The organism is Zoogloea sp. GDB6 (assembly GCF_056724105.1).
The window spans coordinates 1,749,795-1,772,566 of the sequence record NZ_CM161497.1 but is presented as its reverse complement, the minus strand read 5'-3'; the positions used below and the strand labels follow the sequence as shown (position 1 = coordinate 1,772,566).

Annotated in this window: 17 protein-coding genes; 9 read left to right on the top strand and 8 right to left on the bottom strand. The window is 66.6% G+C overall.

Annotated features, from left to right (window positions below):
- Nucleotides 1-44: 44 nt before the first annotated feature.
- The 5 genes from mtnA (at nt 45) to AC1PQG_RS08015 (ending at nt 10,541) form a co-directional block, all read left to right on the top strand.
- Nucleotides 45-1,100, top strand: coding sequence for an S-methyl-5-thioribose-1-phosphate isomerase (gene mtnA / locus AC1PQG_RS08035; RefSeq protein WP_481122075.1), 1,056 nt, complete (start codon nt 45-47; stop codon nt 1,098-1,100).
- 22 nt (nt 1,101-1,122) lie between these two features.
- Nucleotides 1,123-1,809: a class II aldolase/adducin family protein gene (locus tag AC1PQG_RS08030; RefSeq protein WP_481122074.1), complete on the top strand. Its 687-nt coding sequence runs from the start codon at nt 1,123-1,125 to the stop codon at nt 1,807-1,809.
- Nucleotides 1,810-1,820: 11 nt separating this feature from the next.
- Complete coding sequence (locus tag AC1PQG_RS08025; protein ID WP_481122073.1) at nt 1,821-6,467, top strand: response regulator; 4,647 nt, start codon at nt 1,821-1,823, stop codon at nt 6,465-6,467.
- Nucleotides 6,468-6,490: 23 nt separating this feature from the next.
- Nucleotides 6,491-7,645, top strand: coding sequence for an HD-GYP domain-containing protein (locus AC1PQG_RS08020; protein ID WP_481122072.1), 1,155 nt, complete (start codon nt 6,491-6,493; stop codon nt 7,643-7,645).
- 91 nt (nt 7,646-7,736) lie between these two features.
- A complete protein-coding gene (locus tag AC1PQG_RS08015) occupies nt 7,737-10,541 on the top strand; it encodes a putative bifunctional diguanylate cyclase/phosphodiesterase (RefSeq protein WP_481122071.1) in 2,805 nt (934 codons plus the stop codon).
- On the opposite strand, the gene AC1PQG_RS08010 is transcribed toward AC1PQG_RS08015, so the two are convergent.
- From AC1PQG_RS08010 to AC1PQG_RS07990, 5 genes are all read right to left on the bottom strand, one after another.
- Nucleotides 10,542-10,997, bottom strand: coding sequence for a glycine zipper 2TM domain-containing protein (locus AC1PQG_RS08010; protein WP_481122070.1), 456 nt, complete (start codon nt 10,995-10,997; stop codon nt 10,542-10,544). It abuts the gene before it with no gap.
- A gap of 151 nt (nt 10,998-11,148) precedes the next feature.
- On the bottom strand, nt 11,149-11,688 hold the full coding sequence (locus AC1PQG_RS08005; protein ID WP_481122069.1) for an LEA/WHy family protein: 540 nt from the start codon (nt 11,686-11,688) through the stop codon (nt 11,149-11,151).
- 2 nt (nt 11,689-11,690) lie between these two features.
- Nucleotides 11,691-12,560, bottom strand: coding sequence for an NAD(P)-dependent oxidoreductase (locus AC1PQG_RS08000; RefSeq protein WP_481122068.1), 870 nt, complete (start codon nt 12,558-12,560; stop codon nt 11,691-11,693).
- Nucleotides 12,561-12,562: 2 nt separating this feature from the next.
- Nucleotides 12,563-13,435 (bottom strand): NAD(P)-dependent oxidoreductase, encoded by an 873-nt coding sequence (locus AC1PQG_RS07995; RefSeq protein WP_481122067.1) that lies wholly within the window; start codon nt 13,433-13,435, stop codon nt 12,563-12,565.
- A 75-nt stretch (nt 13,436-13,510) separates the two neighbouring features.
- Nucleotides 13,511-14,656, bottom strand: a complete 1,146-nt coding sequence (locus tag AC1PQG_RS07990; protein ID WP_481122066.1) for a PQQ-dependent sugar dehydrogenase — start codon at nt 14,654-14,656, stop codon at nt 13,511-13,513.
- Nucleotides 14,657-14,836: 180 nt separating this feature from the next.
- Between AC1PQG_RS07990 and AC1PQG_RS07985 the strand changes: the two genes are divergently transcribed.
- From AC1PQG_RS07985 to AC1PQG_RS07970, 4 genes are all read left to right on the top strand, one after another.
- The gene (locus tag AC1PQG_RS07985; RefSeq protein ID WP_481122065.1) at nt 14,837-15,736 is read left to right on the top strand and encodes a hypothetical protein; all 900 of its coding nucleotides are present in this window, start codon (nt 14,837-14,839) and stop codon (nt 15,734-15,736) included.
- A gap of 98 nt (nt 15,737-15,834) precedes the next feature.
- Complete coding sequence (gene ybiB / locus AC1PQG_RS07980; RefSeq protein WP_481122064.1) at nt 15,835-16,767, top strand: DNA-binding protein YbiB; 933 nt, start codon at nt 15,835-15,837, stop codon at nt 16,765-16,767.
- A gap of 131 nt (nt 16,768-16,898) precedes the next feature.
- The gene (locus AC1PQG_RS07975; RefSeq protein WP_481122063.1) at nt 16,899-17,696 is read left to right on the top strand and encodes a caspase family protein; all 798 of its coding nucleotides are present in this window, start codon (nt 16,899-16,901) and stop codon (nt 17,694-17,696) included.
- Between the two features lie 187 nt (nt 17,697-17,883).
- Nucleotides 17,884-20,616 carry a nitrate reductase gene (locus AC1PQG_RS07970; RefSeq protein ID WP_481122062.1) on the top strand — a complete coding sequence of 911 codons (2,733 nt, stop codon included), beginning with the start codon at nt 17,884-17,886 and terminating at the stop codon, nt 20,614-20,616.
- Between the two features lie 34 nt (nt 20,617-20,650).
- Here the strand turns inward: AC1PQG_RS07970 and AC1PQG_RS07965 are convergent, their stop codons facing one another.
- Genes AC1PQG_RS07965 through AC1PQG_RS07955 form a run of 3 tightly spaced genes read right to left on the bottom strand, consistent with a single transcriptional unit; the run spans nt 20,651 to nt 22,605 of the window.
- Nucleotides 20,651-21,529, bottom strand: coding sequence for a hydrolase 1, exosortase A system-associated (locus tag AC1PQG_RS07965; protein ID WP_481122061.1), 879 nt, complete (start codon nt 21,527-21,529; stop codon nt 20,651-20,653).
- Entirely contained in the window at nt 21,526-22,356 is an 831-nt protein-coding gene (locus AC1PQG_RS07960; RefSeq protein ID WP_481122060.1) for a hydrolase 2, exosortase A system-associated, read from the bottom strand. Before AC1PQG_RS07960 ends, AC1PQG_RS07965 begins: the two co-directional genes overlap by 4 nt.
- Nucleotides 22,357-22,605 (bottom strand): acyl carrier protein, encoded by a 249-nt coding sequence (locus AC1PQG_RS07955; RefSeq protein ID WP_481114879.1) that lies wholly within the window; start codon nt 22,603-22,605, stop codon nt 22,357-22,359.
- Nucleotides 22,606-22,772 lie beyond the last annotated feature (167 nt).

Here is a 22,772-nt window from a genome sequence, read left to right as displayed (position 1 = left end):
TCAGGCGCCGCTACAATCGGGCCGCCATCCAACAAGGAACCACCGTGTCCGACACCTGCCCTACCCTGCGTCGCGACGGCGACCAGGTCGTGATTCTCGACCAAACCCGCCTGCCTTACCGGGAAGTCTTCCTCCGCCTCGACAGCCTCACCGACGCTGCCACCGCGATCCGCGACATGCAGGTGCGCGGCGCCCCGCTGATCGGCGCCACCGCTGCCTTCGGCATCGCGCTGGCCTTGCGTGACGACGCCTCCGATGCCGCGCTGCAGGCCGCCGATGCCTGTCTGCGCCAGACCCGCCCCACCGCCGTCAATCTGCATTGGGCACTGGACCGCATGCACGCGGCGCTCGCCCCGCTGCCGGCCGGCGCGCGTAGTGCCGCCGCCTGGGCCGAGGCCGAGGCGATCCGCGCCGGCGACGCCGCCGCCAATGCAGCCATCGGCCAGTACGGCCTCGAACTGCTGCGCCAGCTGCCAGGCGCCGGCGAACGCCCGCTGCAGCTGATGACCCACTGCAATGCCGGCTGGCTGGCCACCTGCGGCCACGGCACCGCGCTCGCACCGATCTACGCCGCCCACACCGCCGGGCTGCCGGTCCACGTGTGGGTCAGCGAGACCCGGCCGCGCAACCAGGGCCTGCTCACCGCCTGGGAGCTGGCTCGCGCCGGTGTGCCGCACACGCTGATCGCCGACAACGCCGCCGGCTGGCTGATGGCGGAAGGACGCGTGGACGGCGTGATCGTCGGCGCCGACCGCATCGCCGCCAACGGCGACACCGCCAACAAGGTCGGCACCTACCTCAAGGCTCTGGCCGCCGCGGCACATGAGGTTCCGTTCTACGTGGCCGCACCGCGCTCGACCATCGACTTCCACTGCCCCGACGGCCGCCACATCCCGATCGAGGAGCGCAGCGCCGACGAAGTGCGCACGATCAGCGGCCTGGCCGACGACGGCGAGGTGCATCGTGTGCAGCTGATACCGCCGCGAGCCTCCGCATGCAATCCGGCTTTCGACGTCACGCCCGCGCCATTGCTGGATGGCATAATCACCGATCTGGGCATATGCCCACCCGACGCGCTGGGCCCACTGGCCCACCGATGATCCCGTCCCCAGGGGGCCTCTGATGAACGAAAACGTACTTCGCGAAGGTCTGCTCGCCACCGCCCGCAGTATGGCTGCCAGTGGACTCAATGCCGGCACCGCCGGCAATGCCAGCGTGCGCTGTGCGCGAGGCTTCCTGATCACCCCCAGCGGCCGCCCCTACGAAGACTGCAGCGGTGACGACATGGCCCTGGTGGCGATGGACGGCAGCTGGACGGGCCCCTATGCGCCGTCCAGCGAGTGGCGCATCCATCGGGACATCTTCATCGCGCGGCCTGAAGCGGGCGCCGTGCTGCATGCCCACTCCCCCTTCGCCACCGCGCTGGCCTGCCACCGGCGCGACATCCCGGCCTTCCACTACATGATCGCCCGCTTCGGCGGCGACAGCATCCGCTGCGCCCCGTACGCGACCTTCGGCACCCAGGACCTGTCGGCCTCCGCCATCGCCGCACTGGAGAACCGCAACGCCTGCCTGCTGGCCAACCACGGCATGCTGGTGTTCGGCGAAGACCTGCGCCACACGCTGGCCCTCGCCATCGAGTTCGAGACCCTCTGCGAGCAATACTGGCGGGCCTGCCAGCTCGGCACGCCAGTCGTGCTGGGCCCCACCGAAATGGCCGAGGTGATCACGAGATTCAAGACCTACGGCCAGGCCAAGGCCGCCAACGTCCCGGAAGCCATCAATCCTCCGTCCCCGGACCTGGACTGACGGCCCGGCCGATGCCCCACCCGACCTCCAGCGCCGCCCCGCGGCAAAGCCTTGCGCGCAGTCTCCTGTGGCGCATGTCGGCCGTTTTCGTGGCCTGTCTGCTGGTATTCGGCGGCGCCTTCCACTACCTGGTCGTCGCACCGGCCACCCAGACGCTGGCGCGCGTCCAGCTCGACTTGGCGACGCGCCAGATCCAGGCCGAAGTCGAACGACGCTTCCGGCACATCGAGATCGAACTACGCACCGCACGTTCGCTAGGGGAAGCCGGCCGCCTCGATTTCAACGACGTCGAAGCCTTCAACACCGCCCTGCTGCCGGTGCTGAATGGCGGCACCTTGATCACGGCCATCCACCTGGCCGCTGCCGACGGCCGGGAATTGAGCCTGAGGCGGGATGGAAAGGGCTGGACCAACCTCATCACGCCGCCCGTGGGCCAAGGCGGCGGTAGCCGCTGGTGGCACTGGACAAGTGCCGGCAAGCTGCAGCACGAACAAACCGGCGAAGAACGGGAGGATCCGCGCCGGTCCCCGTGGTTCGATACGGCCCTGCAGGCTCCCGCCAACGACCCGCTGGCCTGGTCGTCCCCCTACCGCAACACGCCCGACGGGGACGGCGGGATTGCCATCGCGACGCGCTGGAAAGGCGGCGACGGCAAGGCCCGGGTCCTCGCCTTCGAGATCCAGCTCGCCGACATGTCACAGCTGACCATGGACAGCCCAATCGGAGAACGGGGTGGCAGTGCAGTGCTCACCGCGGCCGGGGAAGTGGTCGGCGTCCCGCGCTACCCACGCTTCGCCAACCGGGCAGACCGGCACGGCGCCATCCTGCGCCCGGCCGCCGAGCTCAATGTGGACTTCCTCACCCATGGCTATGCCCGCTGGCTGGACAGCGAGCGGCAAAGCGAAAAGATCCTTCACTTCGAGAACGAACACGAAAGCTGGCTGGCGGAATTCATCCCGGTTCAGCTGGGTAGCCAGCAGTGGTGGGTCGGCGGCTTTGCCCGCGAGGCGGACTTCATTCCGGCACGCCTGCGCGACGTGGCACCGGCCCTCGCCTTGCTCATCGTACTGGCTGCGCTCGCCGCGGCCCACCTGGCCCGCCGCGTGTCCCGACGCATCGAAGCGGATCTCGCCACCCTGGTCGAACGCAGCGAACGCATTGGCCGCCTCGATCTGTCGCCCGGCCCCCCCATCGACACGCCATGGCGGGAGGTCGCCGAACTGGCCGAGTCTCACGAGAACATGCGCGTCCAGCTGCAACGGGCGGCGGACGAACTGCTCCAGGCGCGCAGCCAGCTCGAAGAAAAGGTCGACGAACGCACCCACCAACTGGAAGAGAAGACCCAGGCAGCGGCCAACCAGCTGCTGTTCATCGAAGTCCTCATCGATGCCCTGCCCAACCCGGTGTTCTACAAGGACCCCGCTGGACGCTTCCTGGGCTGCAACCTGGCCTACGAGGACGCCTTCGGCACCACCCGCGCCTTCCTCCTCGGCAAGACGGTGCTCGAACTCCCCTACCTGCCGCCGACCGAACGCATGGCCTTCCACGAGGAAGACCTGCAGATCATCGCAAACGCCGGCGCATCCCACACGGAGCGCAGCCTCCCCTTCGCCGACGGCCGCGAGCACGACGTCCTCTACTGGGTCTCCGGCTTCCGCCTGGCCAACGGCGAGCCCGGCGGCCTGCTCGGCGTCATCGTGGACATCTCTGCGCAGAAGACCGCCGAACGCAAGGCTCGCAGTGCCGACGAGTGGAGCCGGCGCATGCTCGAATCGAGCCCGATCGCCGTGGTCATCAACCGCCCGGACGGCACTCCGTTATTCGCCAACACGCGGGCTCTGGTGCTGGCCGGCACCGACATGCAGACCTTCATGCAACGCTCCGTCACCGGCTGGTTCCGCGACCCGTCAGTGGGCGAACGGGCCCTCGGCCGTTTACGCGACGGATGGCCGGTACAGGACATGGAGGTCGAGTTCCAGAACGTCGACGGCACGCCGTTCTGGACACTGATGACCATGGAGCAAATCGAGATGAGGGGCGCACCGGCCCTGATCAGCTGGAGCTATGACATCACGGCCCGCAAGGCGGCCGAACAGGAGCTGCGCAAGCTTTCCCTGGCCGTCGAGCAGAGCCCGTCGATGCTCGTCATCACCTTGCCAGGTGGTGCAATCCAATACGCCAACCCACGCTTCCGCCAGGTCTGCGGTTTCAGCACCGACGAGCTTAGCGGCACGCAACCGGACTTGCTCGACGCCCAAGGCCTCCCCTTAGACTTCCACGCCGAACAGTGGGACGCACTGCGCACCAATGGTATCTGGCGACGCGAATGCCAGCTCCGGCGGCGCAGCGGCGACCCCTTGTGGGTCGGCCTGTCGGTCAGCGGGCTGGCCGAGGACAACGGCGAGATCACGCACTGCATCTGGGTCTTCGAGGATCTCGCCCTTTACCGCCAGGCCGTGGTGACGCTGCGCGAAGCCAAACGCCTGGCGGAAGAGGCGGCCGAGTCCAAGGCCCGCTTCCTGGCCAACATGAGCCACGAGATCCGCACCCCGATGAACGCCATCATCGGACTCGCCAGCCTGTGCCTGGGCACCGAACTGCCGCCGCGCCAGCACGACTACGTTACGAAGATCCACGCCGCCGGCACCTCGCTGCTGCACGTGGTCAATGACATCCTCGACTTCTCGAAGATCGAAGCCGGCAAGCTGAGCCTCGAACACATCACCTTCGCCCTCGATCAGGTGCTCGACAACGTACTCACCTTCGTCGGCCAGAAGGCCCGCGACAAATCCCTCGAGCTACTACTGCAACTCGCGCCGGATGTTCCGCAGGACCTCATCGGCGATCCGCTGCGCCTGGGCCAGATCCTGACCAACTTCCTCGGCAACGCCGTCAAGTTCACCGAAAAAGGCGAAGTGGCGGTCCAGGTCGATGTAGCGGAACAGGCCCTGCGCCATGCCGTACTGCGCTTCACCGTCCGCGACACCGGGATCGGCATGAGCACCGAACAGCTTGACCGTCTGTTCGAGGCCTTCGCCCAGGCAGACGACTCGATGACCCGCCGTTTCGGTGGCACCGGGCTGGGCCTGTCCATTTCCCGTCATCTGGTCGAGATGATGGGTGGAAAACTGGCCGTACGCAGCATTCCCGGCCAAGGCAGTTGCTTCAGCTTCGATCTCCGTTTCGAACTCGCCGAGCCCCGCGCACCGCGCGCCTTGCCGGGTGTCCTCGAGGGCCTGCGGGTCCTGGTGGTGGACGACCATCCGGTGGCCCGCACGGTGCTGCTGGACCTGCTGCGCAACTTCCCCTTCCGCAGCGAGGCCGTGTCCTCCGCGGCCGAAGCCGTGGCCGCGGTGCGCCGGGCCGACGGCGGCGATCGCTTCGGACTGGTGCTGATGGACCTGCGCATGCCCGAGCAGAACGGCATCGAGGCAACCCGCCGCATCAAGCAGGACCGCAGCCTCACCTCCCCACCGACGGTGATCCTGCTGACCGCCTTCGGCGATGAAAACACCTCGGCCGACGCCGCCGAAGCCGGCGCCGACGGTTACCTGCACAAACCCGCCACGGCCTCCACCCTCCTCGACGCCATCGTCAGCGCCTTTGGCACCGACGCTGCACTGCCGGCCCGTGGCGCACTCGCCCACGCCCCCAGCCTGGCCGGGCTGCGCGTGCTCGTCGTCGAAGACAACGACATCAACCAGCAGATCGCCTGCGGCATTCTGCAGCGGCTCGGTGCCCAGGCCGACGTGGCCGACAACGGCCGGATCGCCGTCGACACCCTCAACGCCATGCCGGACGCCTTCGATGTCGTGCTGATGGACCTGCAGATGCCCGAAATGGATGGGCTCGAGGCCACCCGGCGGATCCGTCGCAATCCGCAGCTGGCCCGGCTGCCGGTGATCGCGATGACCGCCCATGCGATGGCCGACCAGCGCCAGCGCTGCCTCGAGGCCGGCATGAACGACCACGTGGCCAAACCCATCGTGCTCGAACACCTGGTCGAGGCCATCCTGCGCCACACCCGTGGCGGCTGCACCACCCTCACCCCACGGCCGCCGGCCACCGTCGGCCTGCCGCCGCTCCCCGGCCTCAACGTGGCCGCGGCCCTGCGCCGGGTCGGCAACGACGCCAGCGAATACCTCGCGCTGTTGCGCCACTTCACCCGCAGTCAGGCCGACTGCCCGCAACGCATCGATACCGCAGTGTCCGCCGGCGACCTCACCACCGCCGAACGCCTGGCCCACACCCTGCGTGGCACTGCAGCCAACCTCGGCGCCACGGCCTTGCAGGAAGCTGCGGCAGCCGTTGAAAGCGGCCTGCGCAAGGGCCAATCCACCGATACCGCACGCAGCACCCTGCACGCCGAACTGAACGCACTGCAGGCATTGCTGATGCGCACCCTCCCGCCCGAGGAGGAAGCCGATGCAGGCAGGCAGCTCAGTGACGAAGCGTTCGACGCCGCCCTGCGGGAGCTGGCCCATCTTCTCGACACTGCCGACGGTACGGCACCGACCCGCTTCAAGCAGATCCGCGCCGATCTCACCGCCCGCCTGGGCAACGAGATCGCCGGAGAAATCGCTAGCGCTCTGCAGGCTTACGATTATGATCAGGCTTTGGCCTGCCTGTCCCCGCATACCCAGCCGAACGGCGCTTAGCACTCGCCCGGAGCCTCTCACCGATGCCCTCTACCGACCCTCGCAATCCGCTGATCCTCGTGGTCGATGACGCGCCCGACTCCATCGAGCCGATCGTCCACTGCCTGCACCGCGCCGACTTCCGCACCCGCATCGCCACCAACGGCGCCCGCGCGTTGGCACTGGCGGCCAGTACGCCGCAGCCCGACCTGATTCTGCTCGACGTGACGATGCCGGACATCGACGGCTACGAGGTATGCCGGCGCCTGATGGGGGACCCGCAGACCGCGAGTATTCCAGTGATCTTCCTGACCATCCGTAACGAGGAAGTGGACGAGCAACTCGGCTTCGATGCCGGCGCGGTGGACTACATCACCAAGCCGATCAGCCCGCCGCTGGTCCTCACCCGGATCCGCAACCACCTGACGCTGAAAGCAGCTAGCGACTTCCTGCGCGACCGCAATGCCTACCTGGAGCAGGAGGTCGTGCGCCGTACCCGCGAGCTGGGGCTGATGCAGGACGCCACCATCGTCGCAATGGCCTCCCTGGCCGAAACCCGTGACAACGAAACCGGCAACCACATCCGGCGCACGCAGATGTATGTGCGCACCCTCGCCCGCCACCTGCAACACCACCCGCGCTTCGCCACCGAGCTGAACGACGAGAATATCGAGCTGATGTACAAGTCGGCACCGCTGCACGATATCGGCAAAGTCGGCATCCCCGACCGCATCCTCCTCAAACCCGGCCGCCTGACTCCAGCCGAGTTCGAGATCATGAAGACCCACACCACCCTGGGCATGGAGGCCATCAGCAAGGCCGCGTCGCTGTTTGGCCTGTCCGCCAGCTACCTGCGCTACGCCAAGGAGATCGCCCATTCCCACCAGGAAAAATGGGATGGCAGCGGCTATCCCCAGGGCCTCGCCGGCGAACGCATTCCGTTGTCGGCCCGCCTGATGGCCGTTGCCGACGTCTACGACGCACTGATCAGCAAGCGCGTCTACAAGCCGGCCTTCACCCACGACGAAGCCAGCGAACTCCTGCTCCGTGGACGCGGCAACCACTTCGACCCGGACATCCTCGACGCCTTCATCGAGCTGCAGGACGAATTCCGCGCCATCGCGCAACGCTTCGCCGACGTAGAAGTAGACCACGAACACGAAGCCGAGCGGCTGCGCCTGGTCTTCGGCGAGGACTAGGACGGTCCGGGACTCAAGATTGGGCGGCTGCGACCGTTAAGTCCGCGGGAGGATCCGCCGACAGAGATCCGTTCATCCTTCAGGAGACTCGATGACCCGCAGCACGACATCCGCTCAGGTTGTCAACGTGTTTCGCCGCTACGGGCTGGCCGTACTCGTCTTTACCCTGGTTCTTGCCTTCACGCTGAACAGTTACCACGCCACCATCCTCGAGGAGCGGGAGGCGGCAGGCGTGCGCTTCCAGCAGCTGGCTCGACAGCACATTGCCCAGTTGCGCGAAAGGACGGAGGGCCTGGTCACCCTCAGCGAGGTCATGCGTCGCCACGTGGCCCAGGCGCCGCGGATCGACGAACGGGAGTTCGCGGATTTTGTCGCTCCGCTGCGAGCCCACTATCCGGAAATCCGCCGGCTCGGCGTACTCCGCCTGAGCGGCGACGACGCCTTGGTGAGCGTATCAGTGGAGTCCGATGGCGAGCCACCGTCCGGCGCAGCCTTCGTCGCCCCATCCCACCTTCCGGACGAACCCAGCCGCACCGCCCTCCGCCAGTTGATCGTTGACACCGCCAACGGCGAGGCCGGCGTCGCCAGCCATCTGCACACACAGCGCCAGGGCAAGGCCGACGACGGCGACGACCTCCTACTGCTCGCCCCCGTAAAATCTCTCGCGACGCCCCATGCAACCGCCCATGAGCTGGTGTTCATCGAAGTCCCGCTGAGCCGGCTGCTTCGCGAAATGCTCGTCCCGGCGACAGGCGAAGGCCGCACTCCGCTGGAATTCGAGCTCATCGATGCCGATGACGGCGCCCACCGCCTGTTCGCGACCCCGAACTACCGCCTGAGCGACCAATCCTACGCGGAAGCCATCCAGCTCTACGGTCGCCGCTGGCTGCTGATTGCCGCCCCCGACGCCCGGGAACTGCTCCTGGATCCGGGGCCGGATGCGGGTGCCCAGCTCTTTTCCGGCCTGTCCCTTGGGCTGCTGGCCGCGCTGATCCTGTACGTGCTGCAAACCCGCGCCGACGCGATCCGCAAGCAGGTCACCGAAAAGACCCTCGCACTGGCGGACGCCAACGAGGCCCTCGGCCAGTACATCAGTGCGCTGGCCGAAACCAACCGCCTGCTGGAAACCGAGGTCGAGAAGCACGCCCGCTCCGAAGCCCTGCTGCGGGAGACCACCTCACTGCAACGGGCGATTCTGGACTGCGCCGAATACGCCATCGTTTACACCGACTCCAACGGCATCATCCGAGTCGTAAACCCGGCCGCCGAACGTCTGTTCGGCCATTCGGCCGAAGAACTCGTCGGGCTGGAAACACCGTTGGTCTTCCATACCGCCGAAGACATCGCCCGCTGGACCCTCGCCCACCGCAACAACGGCTTTGCCGCCCTCGCCGAAGAAGCCAGCGCCAGCAACCACACGGAGCCACGGGAGATCAACCTGCGGCGACGGGACGGCAGCATCTTCCCCGCCAACATCGCCATCTCAGTGGTCCACGACAGCAGGAAGCAGATCCGCGGCTACCTGGGCATCATCGCCGACATCACCCAGCGACGGGCAGCCGAAAGCCGCATCCGCCACCTCGCCCACTACGACAATCTCACGTCGCTGCCCAACCGCACCCTGCTCAACGAACACCTGGCCGAAGCAATCGGCCTAGCCTCCCAGCTGCAACGGGGCGTAGCCGTGCTGTTCACCGACCTTGATCGCTTCAAGTTCGTCAACGACACCCTCGGTCACCAAGCCGGCGACCAACTACTACTGCTGGTTGCCCAACGCCTGCGCGCCTGCGTGCGCGACGGCGATCTGGTGGCACGCACCGGCGGCGACGAATTCGTGGTTGTCCTCGGCGACCTCGAGGAAGGCTCCATGCCGGAGGACGTAGCTGAGCGCATCCTTACCAGCCTGGCCCGCCCCTTCGATCTGTCCGGCCAACAGTGCACGGTGACCCCGAGCATCGGCATCGCCCTCTACCCGGGCGACGGCCTTGACGGCCACGCGCTGATAAAAAACGCCGACGCCGCCATGTACCTGGCCAAGGAGCGGGGGCGCAACAACTACCAGTTCTTCGACCATAGCTTGTCTGCCCGCTACAGCGAGCGCCTCGAACTGGAGAACCGCCTGCGCCAAGCCGTCGACGCCAATCAGCTCGAACTGTTCTACCAGCCCCAGGTGGACACGCTCTCCGGCGAACTGATCGGCCTGGAGGCGCTGATCCGCTGGCGGCAACCGGACGGCACGATGGTGTCGCCGGACGTCTTCATCCCGATCGCCGAAGAGTGCGGCCTGATCGTACCGATCGGCGCCTGGGTGCTCCACGAGGCCTGCCGGCAGAACCATGCCTGGCTGCAGGAAGGCATCTGCCGCGTGCCGGTGGGCGTCAACCTGTCCGCTCGCCAGTTCGACGACGCGGACCTGCTCGACACCATCAAGGCCGCACTGGCAGGCGCGCGCCTGCCGCCAGCCTACCTCGACCTGGAGCTGACCGAGAGCCTGGTTATGCGCAATCCGGAACACACCCGCAGCCTGCTGGCCGAATGCAAGAAGCTTGGCCTGCAGCTGTCGGTGGATGACTTCGGAACCGGCTATTCCAGCCTCGCCAACCTCAAGCGCTTCCCGATCGACCGCCTGAAGATCGACCGTTCCTTCATCAAGGACATCGTCAGCGAACCCGACGACGCCGCCATCGCCCAGACCATCGTTGCAATGGCCCATACGCTGCGGCTGGAAGTGATCGCGGAGGGCGTCGAGACCGAAGCCCAACTGGCCCTGCTGCGCCGCTGGCGCTGCGACGCCTACCAGGGTTACCTGTGCAGCAAGCCGATCAGCGCCACCGAGATGACCTCCATGCTGCGCGGCCTGCGCGCTTCACGGCTGGTGTCGTTGACGCCGCTCTGATCAGTACGGGTAGCCGGCCATCCGGCCGCCGACCACGCTGCCCAGCACCGCACCGACTGCAGTGGCCGCCACGCGGCCACCGCCGCGGCCGATCTGGTTGCCGATCACCCCACCCGCCAAAGCGCCCACCGCCTGACCAACCACCCGGTTGCCGTCGTAGCGCGGATAGGCGACGGCCGGCTGCGGCGGGTAATAGGCCTCGGGTTGCGGCTGGGCGTAATACACCGGCCGGTCGCGATACACGATGCGTTCCCGGTACACCACTTGCGGCGGGGCTTGATAGACAGCCGGCGGCGCCTGATACACCACCTGCGGCTGCTCATAGACCACCACCGGACGGCCACCGTGACGGTAGCGATGATCGCAGTGATCGTCATCATCCCAACCATGGTCGGCAAAGGCGTTGGCGCTGAAAACGACAGCGGCCAGAACCGCCGGGATCATGAGCTTTTTCATCGTTCTACTCCTGCTGGAATCGGGCGGCGCAATTGCCGCCCCTTGCAGGAAATAACGCGGCACCCACGCCGGCGTTGGCGTCGGGTTGTAAGCCGATGTTCGTTTGTAAGCGGACCGCAGCTAACCTGTCGCCGGTCCGGCGTCCAGCGCTTCAGAAGCTCTCCGACGGCCCCTTGTCCGGCGTCGGCTCGGTCTTCGGCCCGTTGCTGCCGCCGAGGATCTTCGGGAAGGCTACCTCACCGCTCTTGTCGAAGTCGAAGCCGCCCAGGTTGCCGGTCACCAGGCGCCCGCGGATGCGGTAATCGACCCTGTCGCGGCCCCGGCCCAGCCCGCCGAACTGACGCAGCAGCTTGTCCAGCCCGGTGGTGGCGGTCACCTCCAGCACCGCCTCGCCGAGCCGTGGCACCACCACCGGCTGATTGCTGACGCCGTGCGCAAAGGGCTGGCCATTGATATCCACATTGAAGTTGAGCCCTTCGATGGGAATCTCGGCGTTGTTCGGGTTGGTGATGCGCAGGCTCACGATGAAGCGCTGTTCGAACAGGCCGGCGTCCAGCAGCCGGATGCCGGCCACCTTCACGTCGGGCTTCTTCAGGCCCAGCGACAACCCGGCGCAGCCACCCAGTACGGTTGCCCCCACTGCGGCGCCCAACAACAGCGCAAAGCGTCGGCGTGAAATTGGCGTCGTCACGATCATTCTCCCGCGGGTTCGAGCACTTTCAAGAGGCTCGCCGTATCGTCCCGGCCGCCGCCCAGCGCCATCAGCGCGTTGAGCTGCTGCCAGGTCTGGGCCGCCACCGGCAAGGGTGCGCCGAGCTGACGGGCCTCTTCCATCAGGATAGCGAAGTCCTTGTGATGCAGCCGCGACTGGATGCCGGCGACAAAATCCCGCCGGGCCATGCGGTCGCCCATCACGTCGAGCACCCGCGAACCGGCCGAGCCGCCCAGCAGGGCCTCCCGCACACGGGCCAGGTCTACACCGTGGGCACCGGCCAGACGCATGGCTTCCGCGCAGGCCTGGATCGCATTGACCATGATCATCTGGTTGCAGGCCTTGGCCACCTGGCCAGCACCGGCCGGCCCGATGTGCACCACCGTCTTGCCCATGCAGGCCAGCACGGGCCGCACGCGCTCCAGCACCTCGGCTTCGCCGCCGGCCATGATCGCCAGCGTCGCATCCCGCGCGCCGATCTCGCCGCCGGACACCGGCGCATCCAGCCAGCCGATGCCGCGCTCCGCATAGCGAGCCGCCACCTTGCGCGCAGTCCCCGGCGCGATGGTACTCATGTCCACGTGGATGCCGCCCGGTGCGAAACCCTCGATGAGGCCATCCGCGCCGAGGGCCAAGTTCTCCACGTCGGCGCTGGCCGTCACCACCGAGATCACCACCTCGCAACGGCTGGCCAGTTCGGCCGGCGTCGCACACACCCGCGCGCCGGCTTCCACCAGCGGTGCCGCCGATTCCGGCCGCCGTGCCCACACGGCCAGCTCGTGGCCAGCCGCCAGCAGGTGGCCGGCCATTGGCCGGCCCATCACACCCAGTCCGACAAATCCGACCCGCACCGTCACTCTCCCGACAGGTTTTCCAGCAGCTTGAGGGCGGCAATAGAGTCTTCCTCGCCCATGCCGCTGCCGACCAGCGCGTTGAAGAGCTGGGCCGTGGCCGCGCTGCTCGGCAGCATCAAGCCGAGGCGGTGGGCTTCCTGCATGACGATGTTCATGTCCTTCTGGTGCATCCAGGCCTTGAAGCCCGGCTTGAAGTTGCGATCGAGCATGCGCTGACCATGGTTCTCGAGGATGCGGCTATAGGCAAAGCCGCCGAGCAGCGCCTCACGCACACGGCCAGCATCGACACCGCTCTTGCGGGCGAAGTTGAAGGCCTCGGCCACCGCCATCACGCCGACGCCGGTGAGAATCTGGTTGCAGGCCTTCGCCACCTGACCGGCGCCGGGCCCGCCGATCAGCGTGGCGGCCTTGCCCATGCAGGCGAACAGCGGCTTGGCCGTCTCAAAGGCCCCCTCATCGCCGCCAACCATGATGGTCAACGCGCCATTGATTGCCCCGACCTCGCCACCGGACACCGGCGCGTCGAGCATCATCACACCCCGCTCGGCGAGCCGTGCCGAAATCGACTGCGCAGCAGCCGGCGCAATGGTGCTCATGTCCACGTAGATCAGCCCAGCCTTGGCGCCTTCGGCGACACCACCGGCGCCGAGGGCTACCTGCTCCACATCGGCAGCGTCCGCCACCATCGAGAACACCACATCACAGGCCGCAGCCACCGCCGCACTGTTGGCCGCCCCCTTGGCACCGGCTTCCAGCAGCGGGGCCATGGACTCGGCGCGGCGCGCCCACACGGTCACGTCATAGCCGCCCTTGAGGAGGTTGAGTGCCATCGGGCGCCCCATGATGCCCAGACCGATGAAACCGACTTTCATTGCTTGCGTCCTCGCGACTGAAAAGGACGCAGCCTAGCCGCCGCCGCCCGGTGATGCAATCGGGGAAACGCGCGCTTACGAACCGCCGCCGTAGCTCACCCGATAGATCGCGCCGGCCTGATCGTCGCTGATCAGCAGCGAACCGTCCGGCAACACCAGCACATCGGCCGGCCGCCCCCACACGCTTTCCTGGCCGCCGGCGTCCACCTGCAGCCAGCCTTCGGCAAAGACCTCCTCGCGCAGGACCTTGCCGGCCTGGTCCACTTCGACGCGCACGACGCGGTAGCCGGACTTGCGGCTGCGGTTCCACGAGCCGTGCTCGGCGATGAAGATGTTGTTGCGGTAGGCCGCCGGGAACATGCGGCCGGTGTAGAAGCGCATGCCCAGCGCCGCCACGTGGGCCCCCAGCTTCGCTACCGGCGGCGTGAACTCCTTGCACGTGTGCTTCGCGCCGAACTCCGGGTCGGTGGTATCTCCCTGGTGGCAATAGGGATAGCCGAAATGCTCACCACTCTTCGTCACCCGGTTCAGCTCGTCGGACGGCAACTCGTCACCAAGCAAGTCGCGGCCGTTGTCGGTGAACCACAGGCTGCCATCCGCCGGGTTCCAGTCGAAGCCGACGGTGTTGCGCACGCCCCGCGCCACCACCTCGGCACCGCTGCCGTCAGGGCGGATGCGCTGAATGTTGGCGTAGCGCCGCTCGTCCGGCTCGCAGATGTTGCACGGCGCGCCGACTGGCACGTAGAGCCAGCCATCCGGGCCAAACGCGATGAACTTCCAGCCATGGTGCGTCTCGGTGGGGAAACGGGCGCTCAAGGCCCGCGGCGCCGGCGGTTTGTCGAGATGGCGGCCGACGCCGTCGAGGACCACGATGCGCGACACCGCCGACACGAACAGGCTGCCGTTCCGGTAGGCTACGCCCACCGGCTGCTCCAGCCCGCTGGCCAGCGTGTGCACGCGCGTCGCCCGCCCCTTGTCGATCTCCACCCCATAGACCTTGCCAGCCGTGCGGCTGCCAACATAGATCACGCCGCGCCCATCGGCGAAGTCACCGAGGCTCATCCCGCGGGCGTTTGGCACCTGATCGGTGAGCACTTCGACCCGGAAACCCGGTGGCAGGCGCAGCGTATCCACCTGCGGCGCGGCCAGCGCCGGAACGCACAAGCCCACGCCCAACAGCGCGGCAGCGTTGCGCAGAACTCTCCAGAAAACGGATCTCACACCCTTTCTCCCTTTCGATTCACGTCAGCCGCCAGCATGCCGCCGCGGTGGCGCAGCTGCCACCGGCCACGGCACCCAGACGAAGACGTGACATCGTCATTGTCTTTGGCGCTGACGGCATCTATCTTGGATGCGGGGCGGCTCCACAGCGTAAGACCCCTCCATCGAGGAGAGTTCATCATGGCCGAACGCGCTTTGCCCCCTTACGCCGCCGGAGGCAGCTACCTGAGCATCGACGGGGCCATCTTCCCGCTAGTGGATTACACGCTGCCCGAGATCAACTGGTCGGTTCACGAACCCGGCACCGGCGTCCCAACGTCGCGAAACGACATCCAGATTGGCGAACCGGAGCTCGGCAAGCTGATCCTGTCCCTGCAACCGCAGTCGTTCCCGTTGCTGGCGAAGTGGGTGCTCGAACTGGGCGGTGGCGGTCATCACCTGCTCGACCTGGAAGTGCTGCGCACGGATCTCAACGGCAATGTCCAGGAAGGCTTTCGGCTGGCCGGCTGCGTGCTCACCGAACTGCACTTCCCACCCTGCTCCGCCACGCTGAAGGATGTCTACGTGGCCCGCGCCGTCCTCCAGCCCGAGCGGATCGCCGCACTCCCGCCCGGCAATCCGGTGAAGCCACCCCTCGGCGTCAAGCAGCGCCCGTGGCTGGTGTCCACCTTCGGCTTGAGCGTCGATGGCCTGCCCACCAGCGGCACCCTGAAGATTGATGGCCTCGATCTGACCCGCGACATCTCTGCCCGCAAGGTCGGGGAACAGCGCGAGCCCCTGACCTACTACGGCGTCGCCCGCTGCTCGCCCCTGATACTGACGATCGGCGGCCGGGACTACCCCGCGTGGCGCGACTTCGCGCTGAGGCAGCTCGGCAGCGGCGCACCAACCAACGCCCTGGGCGCCAGGCTGGTCTTTCTCGATGCCAGCCTCAAGCAGGAACTGGGCAGCCTGAAGCTCTCGCTGGCGGGCCTCGCCGGATTCCAGTTTGCCCGCGTGACGTCCCGCGGCGACGAGGCGGTGGGCCCGCAGGGAGTGGCCCGGTTGCCGATCCGGGACATCGCGCTGGACATCCCATAGGCCCTACCCTCACCGCCCGACGCGACCCCGTATCGCCAGCCGGAGCGGCGCTTCCGATACACTTCGGCGGTCATCCACCGATACGCGCACTCTTCCCCATGTCCTACGCCCCATTCATCAAGGAGATCGGCCGCGGGCCGAAAGGCTCCAAGCCCCTCACCATCGACCAGGCCGAGTCCCTGTTCGGCGACATGCTCGACGGCCGCGTGCCCGATCTGGAACTGGGCGCCATCATTCTGTCGATGCGCATCAAGGCCGAGTCTACAGACGAATTGCTGGGCTTCCAGCGCGCCCTCGACGCCCGCACGGCCCGCATCCGCGTTCCCGCCGGTCCCCGCATGGTGGTGTTGCCCACTTACAACGGCGCCCGTCGGCAGGCCAATCTGATGCCCCTGCTGGCCCTGCTGCTGGCGCGGGACGGCGTGCCGGTGCTGATCCAGGGGCGCCACGACTTCGACAGCCGGGTCAGCCCCTTCGAACTACTGGCGGCCCTCGACATCCATCCGGCGGCAAGCCTCGCAGAGGCGGAAGCCCAACTCGCCGAAAAGCATCTGACCTGCCTTCCGCTGGAAGCCCTGGCGCCGGGGCTGGCGCCGCTGCTCGCCCTACGCCCGCGTCTTGGCGTACGCAACAGCGGCCATACGCTGGCCAAGCTGCTCGATCCGGCGCCGGGCCACAGCGTGCGGGTCGCCTCGATGACCCACCCCGAGTACCTGGAACGCATCCACGAGCACCTCGTCGCCACCGGCGGCGTATCCATGCTGCTGCGCGGCACCGAAGGTGAAGCCTTCGCCAATCCGCGCCGCCGACCGCGGCTGGAAGTCTTCGTGAATGGCAGCGCACAGATCGCCTTCCCGGCCGAGGAAGGCGGCGCGCCGCCGGTCGAAGGACGTGCCGACGATCCGGAAGTCGCCGCCAACGCCGCACTGATCCACGCCATGCTGGCCGGCGAGATGGCGATTCCGCAGCCAATCCTCGATCAGGCCAGCGCGCTGAAGGAACTCAGCCGCGTCCCCCGCGCCACGGCCTGAGGCCGCGCCCGCACAGGCTGTCATTGACCTTTCCCCGCCCCGTGCTTAAATCCAAGGGCCATGCCAGTGCAATGATCTGGGCCGCCAGGCTCTGCATGGCCCAAACGACATGAGAGAGGGGGGAGAAGATCATGAGCAAGAAAGCCTTGTGTATCGGCATCAACGACTACCCGGGCACGCAGAACGACCTGAGCGGCTGCGTCAACGACGCCACCGACTGGGCCGCCGCACTCACTGCGCGCGGCTTCGCCGTCACCAAGCTGCTCGACAGCCAGGCCACCAAAGCCGCGATGGTCGGCGCCATGACCGACCTGATCGGCGGCGCGGCCAAGGGCGACTCCATCATCATCACCTACTCCGGCCACGGCACCTGGGTGCCGGACCAGAACGGCGACGAACCCGACGGCCGCGACGAGGGTCTGTGCCCGTGGGACATCAGTTCCGGCAATGTGCTGCTGGACGACGAGATCGCACCAATCTTCACCCACCATGCTGCCGGCGTGCGGGTAGTACTGATCTCCGACAGCTGCCACTCGGGTAGCGTCACCCGCGGCAACTCACTCGACCTCGACCCAGGCTTGCCCCGCGCCCGCTTCCTCCCGCCCGAGGCATGGATGAAAGCAGCTGACCTGCCGGCCCCACGCGTCGCTAAGCTACCCACCTCGGGCGGCCTGTCGCGCAGCGGTGGTGACCTGCTGCTGGCCGGCTGCACCGACAGTCAGTTCAGCTGGGACACCAGCTTCAAGGGCCGTCCGAACGGGGCCTTTACCTACTACGCACTAAAGGCGCTGGCTTCACTGCCGGCCACCGCCAGCTATCAGGACTGGTTCAAGAAGATCACGCCGGGCTTCCTGCCGACCAATCAGTTGCCACAGGCCCCGCAGATCTTCGGCACCCGCACGGCCCGTTCCTGGAAGGTGTTCGCCTGATCGACCGCCTTCATCGACCCTGAGCCGCTGTAGCCGCGCCCATTCCTGGTGCGCGGCTACAGCGGCCGCACCATTTAGACACCACGCCGCCACTCTTTGGTGCGCGCGAATGGAGCCAAGCAAGGAAAACAGCGACTTAGGCGGATGGCACGACGCTTGCTGGACTCCCTCCACCAAAGGAGTCGTGATGGCAGAAACCAAATCCACCTGTTGTTACTGCGGCGTCGGCTGCGGTGTCGTAATCGAACATGAAGCCGGTCGCATCACCGGCGTCCGGGGCGACCCGGACCATCCGGCCAACTTCGGCCGCCTGTGCACCAAGGGCGCCACACTACACCTGACCGCCGCGCCCGACACCCAGATCGCCCGCGCCCTGTACCCAGAGCTGCGCACCGATCGCAGCAGCACCCGCCAGCGCGTGAGCTGGGACGCGGCCCTCGACACGGCCGCCGAGCGCTTCGCGGCGATCATCGCCGAACACGGCCCCGACGCGGTCGCCGTCTATGGCGCCGGCCAGCTACTGACCGAGGACTACTACGTCTTCAACAAGCTGATGAAGGGCCTCGTCGGCAGCAACAACCTCGATACGAATTCCCGCCTGTGCATGTCCAGCGCGGTGGCCGGCTACAAGCTGAGCCTGGGCGCCGACGCGCCGCCCTGCAGCTACGCGGACATCGCCCACACCAACGCGCTGTTCATTACCGGCAGCAACACCGCCTTTGCGCACCCGATCGCCTTCCGCCGCATCGAGGACGCCCGCAAGGCCAACCCGGACATGAAGCTGGTCGTCATCGACCCGCGTCGCACCGATACAGTCGAAGCCGCCGACCTGCACTTGGCCCTGCTGCCCGGCACCGACATCGCGCTGTACAACGCGATGCTCCACGTGATGCTGTGGGAAGGCTGGGTGAACCGGGACTACATCGACGCCCATACCGAAGGCTTCGACGCGCTGAAGAAGACCGTCCGCGAATACACGCCAGCGATGGCGGCCACCATCTGCGGGCTGGACAAGAAGCGCATCGAGGAGGCGGCACAGATCTTCGCTACCTCGAAGGCCACGATGTCCATGTACTGCCAGGGGCTCAACCAGTTCTCCTTCGGCACCCATAACAATTCGGCCCTGATCAACCTGCACCTGGCCAGCGGCCAGATCGGCCGCCCTGGTGCCGGCCCCTTCTCGCTGACCGGCCAACCCAATGCGATGGGTGGCCGCGAAGTCGGCGGCCTGGCCAATCTGTTGTCCGCCCACCGGGACATGGCCAACCCCGAGCACCGCGCCGAAGTCGCCGCCTTGTGGGGCGTGGACAGCGTACCCGACAAGCCGGGCAAGAGCGCCGTCGAACTGTTCCGCGCACTGAAGTCCGGTGAGGTGAAGGCCGTCTGGATCGCCTGCACGAACCCGGCTCAGTCCATGCCAGACCAGGCCCTGATCCACGAAGCCCTGCAGGCCGCCGAATTCGTCGTCGTGCAGGAAGCCTTCAACCAAACCGAAACCTGCGCCTACGCCGACCTGCTGCTGCCCGCCACCACCTGGGGCGAGAAGGACGGCACCGTCACCAACTCGGAGCGCGCCATCAGCCGCGTCCGACCTGCCGTGTCCGCGCCGGGCGAGGCCCGCCACGATTGGGCGATCGTGGTGGACTTCGCCCGGCGTCTGGGCGCCCGCCTCGGCAAGGGCGAGCTGGCCGCCCGCATGTTCCCCTATGGCAAGCCGGAAGAGATCTGGAACGAGCACCGGGAATCCACCCGTGGCCGTGACCTGGACATCACCGGCCTGAGCTATGCGACGCTGGAGAACGTCGGCCCCCAGCAATGGCCCTTCCCCGAAGGCGCCAGCCAGGGCAAGGTCCGGCTCTACGAAGACGGCGTCTTCCCGACCCCGTCCGGCAAGGCCCGCTTCGTCGTCACCGAGCACCGCATCACCGCCGAGTCGCCGAGCGCCCGCTACCCGCTGCACCTCAACACCGGCCGCCTGCGCGACCAATGGCACGGCATGAGCCGCACCGGCCTGGTGGCCCGCCTGTACAGCCATGAGCCGGAGCCCATGCTGCACATGCACAAGGACGACATGGAACGCCGCAGCCTCGCCACCGGCGATCTGGTCAAGGTGAAGAGCCGGCGCGGTGAAGTAGTGCTGAAGGTGCTGGAAACGGCAACGCTGCGCCCCGGCCAGTGCTTCGTGCCGATGCACTGGGGCGGCAACACGATGGGTGGCCAGGGCGTTAACGTCCTGCTGCCCGGCGATTTCGACCCCTACTCGAAGCAGCCCGAACTCAAGCACGCCGCCGTGCAGGTGGAGAAATACACGGCCGGCAAGGCTCTGGTGGCGATGCGGCGCACCGAGATGGGTGAGGACGGACAACTCCATCCCAACCCGCTCGCAGTCATGGAAGGGCTGCGCCGCTGGCTGCCCCACTTCCCCTACGCCAGCCTGACGCTGGCCGGACGCACTGCTCCGGTGGTCGTGCTGAAGGCCCGCGGCGAGGAGCTGGAACCCGCACTGCTGGAAGCCCTGGACAAGGAACTGGCCCTCGACGACCCCACCAAGGTGCTGTCCTACCAGGACAGTCGCAAGGACATCGCCAAGCGCGCCCTCGTGGAAGGCGACTCCCTCACCGCGGTGCGCCTGGCCGGCGAGACCAAAGCCGCCGACTGGCTGGCCGACATGATGGTGCAGGGACACTCCGCCGCGGCCGTCCGCCAGTGGCTGCTGGCACCGCTGACCCAGCCGCCCGCAGGCCAGGCCGCCCGCGGCAAGGTGATCTGCAACTGCTTCGACGTGGCCGAGGACGACATCCTGGCCGCCTTCCGGGCCGGCGAATCCCTCGAGGCTCTGCAGACCCGCACCAAGTGCGGTACCAACTGCGGCTCCTGCGTGCCCGAACTGAAGCGTCTGCGTCAGAGCGTCTCGAACTGATGACGACGGGTCGGGCAAACACCCGGCCCGTCGCTCACACCTGAGCGAACCCCTTGGCCACGAGCCAGCTCAAGGTTGCCTCCGATACGGCAGCCACGTCACCAGGCCCGGACAAGGTGTGATCGGCATCCGGGAAGCGTTTCACATCCGCCCCCCGACATGCCACCAACCTCTGCCACCCGGGACTGGCTGCCAGGACGTCATCGAACTCGCGCGCCACGTAGTCACGGCCACTCAGAAAAATGGCCAATGGCTCGTTTTCCCGCACTGCCAGACCACGCATCATCCGCTCAGGCAGCACTACATCATGATCCTTGGACGGCACCGGTCCCTCAGACACGGCACCTCGTGCGGCCTTCGCGGTCGAAAAGAAGGAACGCACCGACTGCCCAATATTGACTCCGCCGCCCAGCAGCTTTTTCCAGAATGAAGGGTCAGTGAGTCTCTGCAGATAATAGTGCTTGAGAAACACCTTCGCCTCACCCACTTCGGTGTGGACCCAAGGGTTCAGCAGGATGGATCCCGCGACACGCGGATCATTGGCGGCGGGATAAAAGCAGATCGCACTGGCGCCGTCACACAGCCCCCATAACACGATCTGCCGCAAGCCGGGCTGGGTCTCGAGGAAGGCGCCGATTGCCGCCTCGATATCTTGGCTTACGTTCTCGAAACTGCGTTCAACACCACGGGAGTCGCCCATGCCTCGATAGTCAAAACGCATGCATGGAACCCCATGCGCCGATAGATATCTTGCCAGCAAGACGAACTGCCGATGAGAACCGACCCGGTATTGAGGCCCACCCACCACGACAAGGACACCGACCGCGGCCTCCTTCTGGGGCGCCGAGACAATACCCATCAGAGATTCGCCAGCACATTCGAAGATGACTGGAACATCGCGCCAAACGCTCATGAGAACGTCTCCAGAGCGCGTACGGACGCATCGATCAGTGCCGAACTGGTTTCGATCTCCAGCGTCTGCCAAAAAGCAGCACCTGCCACGGATTCGGCTCTCGCCTGAATTCCAGCACTCTGCCAACGGTCAATGAGTATCCGCAACGCTGGCGTCACGTCCTCGCGGCCTTCGCTCCCCACTTCAAGTGCCACCACCGGCGCCGGATAAGCATCCGGCAAGCCCAGGCTTGCCGTCTCCAGACCGTTAGCGACCGCGGGCGGCAAGGCATAACCGGCCACCAGCACGGATTCACCAGCCTTCAACGACGACCTGGCCGCATCCATGGCGGATTTGGCATCGGTGTCGGCCATCATTTCAGCCGCTGCCTTGAGACGCAGAAACTGGGTCAGATGCTGGCGCCCGTTACCCACCGGTTGCCATAGCAACAGCGGAGCTGCAATTCCCGTGGAACGAAGCAGATCAGCCAGAAGCAAAGCCCCCGTGCGCATCCCCCACAACACGAGTCGTCCCGGCAGATTGGCCGTCGCCCATACCCAAGCATCATGGCAATCCTGGACCCAAGCACGCCAGGAGGCTTCACCAAACTCCCCGCCGCTATCCCCACAACCGGTCAGATCGATCTGCAGCGTCGACCAGCCCTGCGAAGCAAAGGCCTCGGCAGCCAGTGCCACCATTCGCCGGGATTTGTTCATCTCCTCGGCAAACGGGTGCACAAAAATCAGCGTACCGATCGGATCGGGAGCACGAGTCAGAAGACAGAACCGTCCACCGAGCAGGGGCCCCGGGAGATAAAAAGCCTCCCGCCGCGGCCTCGGCAGAGTCATTCAGGCAAGCTTTCCATTCACAAAGGCAATGACGGAACCAACGGTCTCGAAGGTCGAGCCATCGATCTCGTCATCCTCGACGATGAAACCGAACCGCTCTTCCAACATGTTGATCACACCGACGACGGCCATCGAGTCCAGGTCCGGCAAAGCACCCAGCAACGGGGTGTCTACATCGAACTGGGCCGTATTCCCCCCCAGGCTCAAGACTTCGTCGAGAATCGACAGAACTTCCTTCTTCGTATCCAAAAGCTAACTCCAATCGGGTAAGCAAACACTAAAACAGCATCCGGAACACAAGGCCCGGCAACAGCAAGACTGATATCATTATATGCGAGCCGATCATCGTACGGACCGTGATATAGGTAGCAAGCTTAGCGCATGCTCTTGCCTCCTCCGCTTCCACGCGCTCCACG